This window comes from Salmonirosea aquatica, assembly GCF_009296315.1.
Taxonomy (GTDB): Bacteria; Bacteroidota; Bacteroidia; order Cytophagales; family Spirosomataceae; genus Salmonirosea; species Salmonirosea aquatica.
In genome coordinates, this window is record NZ_WHLY01000002.1 from 3310367 (window position 1) to 3322646 (window position 12280).

General features: G+C 51.1%; 11 protein-coding genes. 4 read left to right on the forward strand and 7 right to left on the reverse strand.

All coding sequences use genetic code 11. From position 1 onward, the window contains the following. Positions 1-3 precede the first annotated feature (3 nt). Positions 4-957, reverse strand: coding sequence for a hypothetical protein (locus tag GBK04_RS15015; protein WP_152761018.1), 954 nt, complete (start codon positions 955-957; stop codon positions 4-6). A 118-nt stretch (positions 958-1075) separates the two neighbouring features. Continuing rightward, positions 1076-1963: a DUF58 domain-containing protein gene (locus tag GBK04_RS15020; RefSeq protein WP_152761020.1), complete on the reverse strand. Its 888-nt coding sequence runs from the start codon at positions 1961-1963 to the stop codon at positions 1076-1078. Between the two features lie 134 nt (positions 1964-2097). Here GBK04_RS15020 and GBK04_RS15025 point away from each other — a divergent pair, with 134 nt between their 5' ends. The 3 genes from GBK04_RS15025 (at position 2098) to GBK04_RS15035 (ending at position 6529) form a co-directional block, all read left to right on the forward strand. Then, complete coding sequence (locus GBK04_RS15025) at positions 2098-2463, forward strand: DUF4296 domain-containing protein (RefSeq protein ID WP_152761022.1); 366 nt, start codon at positions 2098-2100, stop codon at positions 2461-2463. 39 nt (positions 2464-2502) lie between these two features. Then, positions 2503-3291 (forward strand): polyprenol monophosphomannose synthase, encoded by a 789-nt coding sequence (locus GBK04_RS15030; RefSeq protein ID WP_373330994.1) that lies wholly within the window; start codon positions 2503-2505, stop codon positions 3289-3291. A 220-nt stretch (positions 3292-3511) separates the two neighbouring features. Continuing rightward, positions 3512-6529: a S8 family peptidase gene (locus GBK04_RS15035; RefSeq protein ID WP_152761026.1), complete on the forward strand. Its 3018-nt coding sequence runs from the start codon at positions 3512-3514 to the stop codon at positions 6527-6529. Positions 6530-6545: 16 nt separating this feature from the next. Here the strand turns inward: GBK04_RS15035 and GBK04_RS15040 are convergent, their stop codons facing one another. The 5 genes from GBK04_RS15040 to GBK04_RS15060 all read right to left on the reverse strand — a co-directional run bounded on the left by GBK04_RS15040 (position 6546) and on the right by GBK04_RS15060 (position 11113). Further along, the gene (locus GBK04_RS15040) at positions 6546-7436 is read right to left on the reverse strand and encodes a peptidase associated/transthyretin-like domain-containing protein (RefSeq protein WP_152761028.1); all 891 of its coding nucleotides are present in this window, start codon (positions 7434-7436) and stop codon (positions 6546-6548) included. A 1-nt stretch (position 7437) separates the two neighbouring features. Next, positions 7438-8625, reverse strand: a complete 1188-nt coding sequence (locus tag GBK04_RS15045) for a M20 metallopeptidase family protein (RefSeq protein WP_152761030.1) — start codon at positions 8623-8625, stop codon at positions 7438-7440. Between the two features lie 119 nt (positions 8626-8744). Further along, positions 8745-9725, reverse strand: a complete 981-nt coding sequence (locus tag GBK04_RS15050) for an NAD(P)H-quinone oxidoreductase (protein WP_152761032.1) — start codon at positions 9723-9725, stop codon at positions 8745-8747. Between the two features lie 297 nt (positions 9726-10022). Then, positions 10023-10640 carry an SRPBCC family protein gene (locus tag GBK04_RS15055; protein ID WP_373330995.1) on the reverse strand — a complete coding sequence of 206 codons (618 nt, stop codon included), beginning with the start codon at positions 10638-10640 and terminating at the stop codon, positions 10023-10025. A 17-nt stretch (positions 10641-10657) separates the two neighbouring features. Then, a complete protein-coding gene (locus GBK04_RS15060) occupies positions 10658-11113 on the reverse strand; it encodes an SRPBCC family protein (protein WP_152761034.1) in 456 nt (151 codons plus the stop codon). 131 nt (positions 11114-11244) lie between these two features. On the opposite strand from GBK04_RS15060, the gene GBK04_RS15065 reads away from it, so the two are divergent. Beyond that, positions 11245-12219 carry a GlxA family transcriptional regulator gene (locus GBK04_RS15065; RefSeq protein ID WP_152761036.1) on the forward strand — a complete coding sequence of 325 codons (975 nt, stop codon included), beginning with the start codon at positions 11245-11247 and terminating at the stop codon, positions 12217-12219. Positions 12220-12280 lie beyond the last annotated feature (61 nt).

Genomic DNA, 12280 nt, shown 5'->3' on the forward strand with positions numbered 1-12280 from the left:
ACTTTATTCGTCCAGTAGTTCCCGCTTACCGGCCCGTACGATTTCCGTCCGCTGTCGCTGGTAGATTCGCTGGGCCACATTTCTGAGTACCTGCAGGGATGTTTCCATTTTTTTTGATTTCACTTGTCCGTAAATTATCCGGTCCATGGTTTTTAGTGCCTCTTCCAGGGCATCGTCCGGAATGTTGTCCACTATTTCCCGGGTCGTGTAAGTGGCAAAAGGTTTCTTTTCAATTTCCTCCAGGTAGTCTTTCCAAACCACCACAGCTTTTTCGGCCTCCTCGGTGCTATCACGCTCGCGAGCCGTACGATTGAGGCGTGCAAAGGTACGGATGAAGTCGCGGTGGCGCCGCTGCAATTGGAAAATACGCCATTGTCGGATGATTCCGCGCCCAAAAAGCCAGTATATCGCCAAGAATAGCAGGCCGGCCGACACGATAAAAGCCATGAATACAGGATAATTAAACTGCCGCCGCAGCAGGGCTACCTCAGTTTCGGGGCGCAGGCTTAGGGTATCCAGCCGGGTGCTTACAGGTAGGGTAGAACGTAAGGCAATAGTGTCAGTTTCGGCGAACACTGCGGTACAATCGCGGACTGCCAGCACATATACGGGCAGGCGGATGGCCTGAACAGCCGCCACCTCGAAGCTCATCAGACGGTAGACCGTACTATCCAAACTGCCCAGCGAGTCGGTTCGGGTGGTGAAGTACTCCTGGTCCACAAAGGTGAAAGGAGAGAAATCAAAGGAGGAATCCGGAAAAAAAACGTCCATTTCCGAATCATGTAGATAACTGAAAGCGTACGAAAAAGGCTTACCTACCTCGATGGTGTCTGACAGGAATCGACCCACGGGCTTGGGGACAGAGGACTGGGCCCAGACAAAGCCAGGTATCCAGGCCATCCATCCGAGTAGCCCGAAAATCAGGAAACAGAAGCGGTATATACAACGGATGGACAAATCAGATACAGTTTTTCGGTATTCGGATCTCCCGATTTTGGCTCGTAGGCAACGGAATCGCGAGCCATTCAAAGCTTATCAGGGTACCCGGTTTATTTTCATTATTCAAGCTATATTCTCAGGAGCGTCCCCCGTTGTAGACGTAGCGCCGCACTCGAAACAGACGAATGAGTGCCGGAACATAGTCTTCGCCGGCATCCAGCGAAAGGTAGTCGGCCTTATTTTGCCGGCACAGGCGCTCAAGCGTCTCCCGTCGTTTCTGAAACTGCGACCACATGTCGGTGCGGTACTGTGCCGATGATGTATTGACCCACACCCGGGCCTGCTTCTCGGCATCATAAATGGGTATAATCCCTAATCGCGGCAGGTTGGTTTCACGCTGGTCGTGCACATGAATCACGATCAGGTCATGCTTGCGGGCCAGAGCTTTCAGGTTATGTTCATAGTCAGTGTCGATAAAATCGGAAATCAGGAAGATCAGGCTGCGCCGTTTGAGTACGTTCAACGTAAGCAGAATCGCTTCTGAAATATTGGTTCGGGGTGAACCGGGTGCCAGTTTGAACAATTCTGAAATAAAATTATAGCCGTGCTTGAGACCATCGGATGGATGAATGTAACGTTCTTTCTGATCCGAAAAACAAAGTAGTCCCACCCGACTAGCCTCCTGAATCGCCGACAGGGCCAGCACGCCGCAAATTTCCTTGGTCGTGTCGATTTTGAGGCGACTGGGGTCGCCTACCTGTTGGGATGCACTCACATCGACCATGAAAAAGACGGTTTGCTCTTTTTCTTCTTTAAAAATCTTGATGTAGGTACCGTGGCCTTTGGCCGAGGTGTTCCAGTCGATAGCCCGCACATCGTCGCCGTACTGGTACAGGCGCAGATCATCGAATTCGAGGCCCGACCCTTTAAACACGGAATGAAAATTGCCGTGCCGCTCGCTATTGACCGCCTTTCGGATGCGTATTTCATACTGCCGGAGTTTGGTGAGGAAATCCTGGAACATGAATCGGCTGGCCGGGAGGTACCCGCACGGGATTTAGTGATGGAATAAGTAATGGAAGGGTGATTGATTTGAAAGATTTACGACCTTTGCAGCGTTACCCTTATCAAGACAAATATAGACAATTTGCCCGAGCCATGCCGAGAAACCTATTTTTTCGATCTTTGCTGATCCCCGGCTTTCTCCTGATTCTGCTGGCCTGCAGCGGGGATGAAAAACCGCCAGGCGATTTGATTCCGCAAGATAAGATGGCGAAAATTCTGGCGGACATCCATGTGGCCGAGGCCCAGGTAACGAACATGCAGCTACGCTCCCTGGATTCTTCGGTCATGGTGTACGGTGAGTTGCAGAAGAAAATCTGGAAAAAATATAAAGTAGATACCTTACTTTACAGGAAAAGCTATTCTTTTTACACCTCGCACCCGGCCTATCTGACCGAGATTTACGATCAAGTCGAGAAAAACCTGGAAATACGTGAGAAGAAGAAACAGATAAAGCTATAATAGCTGATTTTGAGATCCCATATAAGCCGAACTGACACCGTGACTGATTCCGTTGTTATCATTCCTACCTATAACGAAATAGAAAATGTAGAGGCGATCGTCCGAAAGGTGTTCAGTTTGCCCAAGGATTTTCACCTGCTCATTGTGGACGACGGTTCTCCGGACGGAACGGCCCTCAAAGTAAAAGAGCTGCAGGTGGAGTTTCCACAGCAACTCCACCTGCAGGAGAGGAAAGGGAAACTTGGTCTGGGAACGGCATATATTCACGGATTCAAATGGGCCTTGCAGCGGGGGTACTCCTATGTTTTTGAAATGGATGCCGATTTCTCCCATAATCCCGAAGACCTGGTGCGCTTGCATGAGGCCTGTGCCGGGGAAGGCCATGATATCGCGATCGGCTCAAGGTACATCCGGGGCGTCAACGTGGTCAACTGGCCCATGAAACGTGTACTGATGTCCTATTTTGCGGGCCATTATGTGCGGTTTATTACCGGAATGTCGATTATGGATCCCACGGCGGGCTTCATTTGTTACCACCGTTCAGTACTTGAAACCCTGCCTCTGGACCATATCAAGTTTGTGGGTTATGCCTTTCAGATTGAAATGAAATTCGATGCCTGGAAGTACGGTTTCAGCATTACGGAGGTACCCATCATCTTTACGGACCGTACCTTGGGCGAATCAAAAATGTCAGCTGGCATTTTTAAAGAGGCCATTTTCGGAGTCATCGGCCTTAAGATAGGTAGTCTATTCAAACGCTACATGCGTACCACTCCTCCGGTAGCTTCACCGACTGTGCCAAATTCTTCTGTTTCGGATACCTTTTAAATAATCCTTCCATCGATCGGTATTTACTGGATTGCACGGGCACAACGACACCTCATTTCCCTTATCTTTATTCCAGGATTCAGGCCTTTACGAAAAACCTACCGAATGGGTTAAGGAAAAGCACTGAGCGGTATGGTTTTTGCTACTACCTTGTCTGAATCTACACACACTAGACCACACGATCAGTTCACAGAACCCCGTGTCAGGAAGAATTTTGTTGATGAAAAAAGCATTTACCCCCTACCGGAAAAATTGTCGGTATACCCTTCTTCTAGCACTTGTGCTAATCGTGCGGATTTCCCCGTCTGTATGGGCTCAGGCAATATTAAAAACAGATCAGAATCGTCTCGACCCTACCACAGCGGCTCTAACTGATTTTTACCTCAGGCAATATCAGAATACCCTTCAAAAGGCGCGCCTTCAGAAGTGGCCGCTCCGGATTGAGCTTGGTTCAGGACGCTCGCTGGCTCTGCAGCGTACCGATGCCCTGGGTCAGCCTGTATACTACACCACGCACACTACTCCCCTGGCCACCGGAACGCATACGGCGGCCCTGTATGATGGGGGCGGGCTAAGCCTGAAACTGAGCGGGAGCAGTCCGGAAATGAAGGGCAAAATGGCACTGTGGGATGGTGGGAATGTGCGGGCAGATCACCGTGAGCTGAGCGGAAGAATAAAACAGGCGGATGCTCAGGCCGGGGCTATAGCCAACGACCACGCTACGCACATGGCCGGTATTCTGATAGCACAAGGTATATATCCTTTGGCAAAAGGCATGGCTTTTGGCGCGGAATTACTGGCCTGGAACTTTGATAATGACCTGAGCGAAATTGTCCAGCAGGCCCCCAACTTGCTTATTTCTAACCATGCCTACGGGCCCGTAGCGGGCTGGCTACTGGACACGAGCCGACCGGGCAACTCCAACGACGAAAAGTGGGAGTGGTGGGGTACCCCCGCCATCAGTGAGACGCAGGATTACCGCTTCGGCTTCTACGACGAGGCGGTCAGCGAGGTAGACCGCATTACCGCTAATTTTCCGTATTTTCTTATGGTGCGGTCGGCCGATAACAAGCGGATAGAAAACGGACCACCACTGGGCACGAAGTATTATCTGAAAAATACCGATGTACAAAGTACCCTGCCCCGCAGCCGGAACGACGGTTACGACATTATTCCGGGCGAGGCCAATGCCAAGAATGTACTGACCGTCGGCGCGGCCGACCTCCAGGGCCAGACGTTCCGGATGACGCCTTACAGCGGCTGGGGGCCCACCGACGACGGGCGCATCAAGCCCGATCTGCTAGGGGTAGGTACCCAGGTACTGTCCAGTGTGGGCACCGATACCGATGCTTACGGCGTGCTCACGGGTACCTCCATGGCCAGCGCCAACGTGTCGGGCTCGCTGTTGCTATTGCAGGAATTATATCGGCAGCGGACCAACACCTTCATGCTGTCTTCGACGCTCAAAGGGCTGGCCCTGCATACGGCCGGTAAGCCTGAGGGTAAAACCGACCCCAGCTATGAGTACGGCTGGGGACTGCTGAATACGGAGAAAGCCGCGCGGGTGATCCTGAACGACGAGGGAAAACACTTGCTGACCGAGCAAGTACTTCAGCAGGGGGGTATCTTCACCCAAAAGTTCGTGGCCCTCGGCAGCGAGCCATTGGTCGTAACCATTTGCTGGACCGACCCGGAGGCGCTTCCCACTATCCCCAGCAGCACTACGGTGAATAGTACGACGCCCAAACTCGTCAATGATCTGGATGCTTCCATGGCGGAGGGTTTTAACAGCTACCAGCCCTGGGTACTTGACCCGGCGGCACCTGCCCAACCAGCCCGGAAGGGTAACAATTTTCGGGATAATGTCGAGCAAATCTACATCGGCAATCCTTTGAAAGGCCGGACGTATACCCTGACAGTTTCGCATAAAAACATTCTTAAAAATGGCCGCCAGCCTTTTGCCCTCATAGCGAGTGGCCTAGAGAAGCCTGACTGCGGACAGACCGCGGCCATTACGCCCGGAACGGATACCACCCTATGTCCCGGCCAGACCCTGACGTTATGGGCCAACGCCGGCAATAGCTACATCTATGAATGGCTGCTGGACGGCAACGTAATCAAGAAAGGTACCGACCGTTCATTGGAAGTGAACCGGCCGGGTGCCTACGAGGTGCGGGCCAGCACGGCAGGATGTACCGCTACCTCGAAGACCGTTAAAGTACAGTCGTCCGATGTGTTTGCCGATATTACCCAGAAAGGCGAGATCCTGGTGTGCGATAGTCGGGGAATGGAACTGTCGGCCAACACGGGCCCCGGCTACACCTACCAGTGGTTGCGTGATGGTACTCCTGTGGCAGGCGCTACCAATCCCCGTCATCAGGCTACGGAAAGCGGGATGTACCAGGTCCGGATTGGTCAGCGCGGCTGCGCGGTGGTATCGGCCGCCACGCGGGTCGAGGTAACTCCGGTTAAGGCCGACCTGGACCCGGCGGTAAGCGCCATTATTTGCAACGGGAAGGCAGCGTTGCTAAAAGCACCCCAAGAGAAGGCCTACACGTATTCCTGGTTTTACAATAACACCCTGTTGTCAGGGGCTACCAGTGCTACACTTCAGGCCGTAAAGCCGGGCCGCTACGCGGTGGAGGTGCGTAATGGTGGGTGTCGGGTACGATCCACGGATGTGGTGGTGCAGCAGGTAAACGTGGCGGCGGACATTATTCCCCCCGCCACGACCCAGATTCCGCCGGGAGCCAGTGTAGTGTTGAAAGCCAACTATGAGCTTGGTAACTATTATGAATGGTATCGTAACGCAGTCCTGATGACCCACGAAACCGCTCCCCTCCTGACGGTCACGCAAGGTGGCGCGTATCAGGTAGCCATTCAGAATCAGGGTTGTAGGGCCGAGTCGGCCACGGTACTTTTGTGGGGAGGTACCCCCGATACTACGCCAATCATTACCGGCTTGGTACCCTCAGTGGATTCCAGCCGGATGGTAATTCTTTATCCAAATCCAACCCACGAAATGCTGACAGTTGCTGTTCATCAGTTAGGTTACGGGCAAGTCTCCTCCGCGGCGGTGCTCACGATACAGGGACAAGCTATAGTATCACAGCCCTTGCTTCCTGAAGGAGGGTACCTCAAAACCGATTTCAATGTGCGTACCCTACCCCTGGGGAATTACCTGATCAAGATTACGGTTGGCGAGCAGGTTTTTACGGAACATTTTGTAAAACATTGATTCCGGGTAGGGTACCTCATCGGTACCGCAGCCACTCCACGCGAATCATCGGATTATAGATTTTTTTTGCCGAGGCGGCTCCGCAGTTCATCTGGAACCACGCGCCGCCGTTGGTGCGGCTCCACCAGCGGCAATTTTTGAATTCGTCGGTCAGGCCCAGTACCTGTCCGAAACATTCGCTGGTGCGTAGGGTACCATCGGTCATTTTCATGCGGTCGGTGTAGCGGCTTTCGGGGGTATTCAACCATTCCATCGCTACGAAAAATCCCTCGCGGGGTACCACGATATTGTATCGACCTACCTTGATTTCCTTCCAGCGCTTCCACCACTTCGGGTGCACGATGACACTTTCGTCCAATAGGTCACTGCCCGGTTTTCCATTTTGATTTTGGTAGATACGGATTCGGAACGGCGTGCGCGGCCGCCCGGCTCCAAGTACATAGAAAGAAACCTTGCTGAGGACTGCCGTCTGTTTTTCGTCATTGGGTACATACAGGGCGTGCTCGATTTGCGATGTGGAGTCGCATAGGGTAATCCGGCCCTGCGAATGTTTTCGTAAGGTACCCGCCCGTACCATTGTAGGCGGACGATTCATCGAGAAGGGAATGTCCTGCATGATCAGAAGATTTTCCTCCAGCCTGATAGCTAAGGAATCAATATCGGAAGTACCGACGCGGGTCGTCTTATAGCCCGGCGCGGAGAGCACCAGCATATCCACCGGATGCGGGTAGCGGAACAGGCCACTGGTGTCGGTGCGAACGCCTAGTTTGCGGCTGGCGTCCGTGACGATCACATACGGGACGGGTTCGTCGGTCAGCGCGTTGACGACTTTTCCCGTAACCGAAGTCTGCGACCACGCAGTAAGCGTTCCACTTAGCCAACAAAATAGTATCCCGATAACTCTCACCCTAGCGCTGGTTCAGTTCCTGAATGGCCAGCCAACTCATCAGACCAGGACCGATTTCCAGCGCACTTTCGTCAATATCGAAGGTAGGGGTATGTACCCCCGACACGATGCCGCGCGCTTCATTGCGGGTACCCAGCCGGTAAAAACAGGAATCGACTACCTGGGAGTAAAAGGCAAAGTCTTCACCCGCCATCCACAAATCCAGATCCACCACATTTTCGGCGCCCATGTATTCGATGGCGGCGGCCTTGGTGCGGCGCGTCAGTTCGGGGTGATTTTTCAGGAAAGGGTACCCCTTCACTACCTCGAATTCACAACTCCCCCCCATCGCTTCGGCGATGCCCTCGGCCATTTTGATCATACGGCGGAGTCCGTCGGCGCGCCATTCCTCGTCCATGCAGCGCCAGGTACCCTGTATTTTTACCTCATTGGGAATCACATTGGTTACACCGTCGGCAATGAAGCGTCCGAACGAGAGTACCGATGGATTGGCGGGTTTACGGTTGCGGCTGATGATCTGCTGCAAGGATACGACAATGTGCGAGGCAATCAGCACGGGATCGATCAGTTGGTCGGGCATGGCGCCGTGGCCACCTTTACCCTTTACGGTCAGGTATAGTTCGTCGGTACTAGCCATGTACATACCTTCCCGAAAACCGATTTTACCCACGGGTACGTTGGTAGCAACGTGCTGCCCGAACATCCCGGCGGGGCGAGGGTTTTCGAGTACGCCGTCCTTGATCATCAGCGAAGCACCACCCGGTGCTTTTTCCTCGGCGGGCTGAAAGACGAGCTTCACGGTACCCTCAAATTCATCACGCAATTGCATCAGAATACGAGCGGTACCCAGCAGCGACGACGTGTGCACATCGTGCCCGCAGGCGTGCATCACGCCGGGTACCTTCGACCGGTAGGGTACCTCATTGGCTTCCTGAATGGGTAAGGCGTCCATGTCGGCCCGCAGACCTACCACACGGCTCTCGGGATTGCGGCCCTCAATCAACGCCACCACGCCGGTATCGGCCACGCCTTCCTGCGGTTCCAGGCCCAACGCTTTGAGCTGATCCGCCACGAAGCGGGCCGTCTTGTGTTCATTGAACGACAACTCCGGATTCATGTGCAGATGACGACGGGTGGCTACCGCGTCGGCGGTGTAGTCTTTGCTGAGGGCTTTTATTTTATTGAGCATGAGTCAATGGCATTGGGTGTAAAGGGGCAAAGGTACAAAGTATAAAAGTACAGGAGTACAAAAGAAGAAGCTTTTCAACTTAGGTACTCCTGTACTCTGTCCCTTCCGTACTTTCTCTCTCATTCTTTTATCTGCAACACAACTTTCCCCGCGCTGAGGTTGGCTTCCATGTAGCGGTGGGCTTTGGCGACATCGTGCCACGAAAATACTTCATCCACGATGGGCCGGATGGTTTTATTAACCAGTGCCTCATAAGCGAAGTCCATAAAACCACGGGTGAGCTCGATCTGGTATTCGCGGCTGCGGGAGCGCAGGGTGGTACCCAGGATTTGCAGGCGTTTGAACACGATAGGACCGATGTTGGCCGAAGTCTTGCCGCCCGCCATCACGGCCAGCATCACCAACCTGCCATCCCGTTGCAGCGCCTGAATGTTCTGGTCGAAGTAGTCACCGCCTATGGGATCTACGATAAGATTGACCCCTTTGCCGTGGGTCAATTCCTTCAATTCTTCCAGGAATGGGCCTTTGCGGTAATCGATCGCGTGTTTCGCACCTAATTCCAGACATAGCTCGTGCTTGCCTGACGACGCCGTGACAATTACCTCCGCCCCCATCAGTTGCGCTAATTGAATAGCGGCGGTACCCACGCCACTGGCTCCGGCGTGGAGCAGTACCGTTTCGCCCGCTTTCAATTGACCTACCCAATGCATCGCCTGAAAGGCCGTCAGGAATACTTCCGGTACCGCGGCGGCGTCCGTGAATTCCCATTCGTTGGGTACGGGCATGGCCATATCCTGATGCATGACGGCGAATTCGGCGTAACCCCCGCCCGGCAACAGACCGAATACCTTGTCGCCGATTTCCCAACGCGTTACGTTGTCGCCGACGGACTCTACCTCGCCTGCTATCTCCAGGCCCATGATCAGGCTTGCCCCTTCGGGCGGTGGGTATTTGCCCTCGCGCTGCATAATGTCGGCGCGGTTGAGGGCCGTAGCATGAACCCGGACGCGGATTTCGTCAGCTTCCGGCTTGGGGGTAGGAAAAGGAGCGAGAATCAATTCGTCGGCAGAGCCAGGTTGTTTTATTTGGATGGCTAGCATTTTTTAGTTCGTGATGAATGGTTAATGAATAAGAAGAGGCTGAATATAGTCGATTTATTGACACCTCATGCTTCAAAAATCATTCCTTAGACGAAGAGGCGGGGGCTAGAAAATACAATTTTCGTTTACTGACAGAAGTAATTTGGGTGAATTTAGCTTAGTAGCTTACGATTCTTTTATGAGCTGATAAGGTCAATAAACTATACTTTCTATAGATAGTTTACAAAAAAGCGTTTCAGGTACCTACCTGAAACGCTTTCTCATTTGAAAAATGTTAACGGCTATTGTTTCTGCTATTTAATTCAACTTCCATTTATCCGCAAGTTCTTTGTTGAATCCCTCTCCCTCTTTAGGATTGGGCTCGCCTTTGCCCGTAGTAATAAGTTTGTAGAGGCTATTATTTACATAATTATTCCATCCATCTCTACACACGTCAAAGCATTCATCAAAAGACGTAAGTCCCTCCTGGGTAAAAGTTAATTTGGTTGCAGTGCCCTCTTTGGAAATATCAAAAATAATTCGGTTACCCACCCACTCTTCCTTGTCTTTGATGAAGCTGAACTTGTTTTCCATCACTTTCCAAACCACTTTTTTATTAGGTACCAGTTCCACCACTTTCATCTTGCAGAGATGTATATCTTTATAGTGATAAAACCACTCTTTATTCAGCTCATCGGTAGGCCCCTCGATTTCTTCCGACCACCATCCACGAACATTATTAATGGCCTGGTATACTTCTTCCGAGCTTTTATTCACCAAAATGCTGGTACTATAATCTTGCGTAGTCATATCGTTCTGTTTTAATATTATTTCCTTAATGGCGATTAAGTCGGCCCTTGATGTTTTCGGATAATTATTCCCTGTAAAGGGTAGTAAACCCACTACCACCAGGGGCAGCGTAATGGTGAGTTTCATCTTTATGACTTTTGGATTTATGTCAGTTTTTCTTCCAGGTTCTCCATGTATTTTGTCCAGGCCCCTGCACAACTGGTATAGCACTCAAACTGGGGTACCAGCCCCTCGTGGGTAAACGTCACTAGGGTACCATGCTCTTTCTCAGAAATATCGAAACCGATTTTTGTGTCTGTCCATTCGCTGCTATCTTTCAGAAAAGACAAATTGCTTTCTAATACTTGCCACCCTATGCGCTTATTGGGTAAAAACTCAATCAGCTTTTGTTTAGAATAGTGTGCTCCCTTACCTGCCCTGAATGCAAATTCATCGTTTAGTTTCTGTGATTCTCCTGCGATGGTTTCTCCATGCAGCCCGGACCACCATTGGTCAATTTCCATGAGTACCTGGAATACTTCCTCGGGAGATTTGGATGATTCAAAGCTGTATTCAAAACTTTCCGTCGCTGTGCTTTCCGTGATTTCTTGCGTTTTCATAGATGTCTCATTTTGTTTTTTACAAAAGTAATGTCCAAATACTGCTTTATTAGGGTGTTATTTAGACATATATAAGGGTTGATTCGGACAGGGCTTACCTCTATCTTTGTCAAAATCCAAAAACACTTGACATGAAACATCTTACCATCGTCGTGCCGCAGGGACAGAACAATCTGAGCAGTATCGTAGGCCCTTACAAGATTTTTAACCGGGCAAATGAATATTTTGAACAATCGGGTAAGGAACCTGTATTCAGGATTGAGCTGGCAGGCACAACAGATAAGATTGACTTCTACGAAGGCCTTTTCACAGTGAACCCGCACAAGGATATCACAGCGATACAACGTACCGATCTGATTATCATCCCCTCCCTGAATCACAACTTTGAGCTGGCCATGAAGGAAAACAACGCCTTGATACCCTGGCTTCAAAAGCAATACAGGGCAGGAGTCGAAATTGCCAGTATTTGCACGGGTGCATTTTTATTGGCCACCGCAGGGATTTTGGATGGTAAAAGCTGTTCCACGCATTGGGCCGCTGCGGATGAATTCAGAGCCATGTTCCCTGAGGTGAACTTACAGGCGGATGAACTCATTACGGATGAAAACGGAATTTACACCAATGGCGGAGCCTACTCCTTCCTAAATCTTCTGATCTATCTGGTGGAGAAGTATTACAACCGGGAAACCGCTATTTTTTGTGCGAAAGTGTTTCAGATCGAGATCAAGCGCAATCAGCAGTCTGAATTTGCCATTTTCACCGGACAAAAGCTGCACGAGGACGACATGGTAAAGGAAGCTCAGGAGTTTCTTGAGCACAGCTTGGACGATAAGATATTGGTAGAAGAATTATCTTCAAAATTCGCCGTGAGTCGAAGGACTTTTGACCGGAGGTTCATCAAGGCAACTGGGAACACGCCTTCAGAATACACGCAACGGCTTAAGATTGAGGCTGCCAAGAAATCACTGGAGAATAGCAGGAAGACCGTAAAAGAGGTGATGTATGATGTGGGCTACAACGACCCCAAGGCTTTCAGGAATGTGTTTAGTAAAATTACCGGAATTTCTCCATTAGACTACCGGGCCAAATATAACAAGGGGCATTGATTCAGAAAACTCTGTTCTAATAGGCCAAGCATAATCGCGGGTTTCTAGCTACAAACTTGCG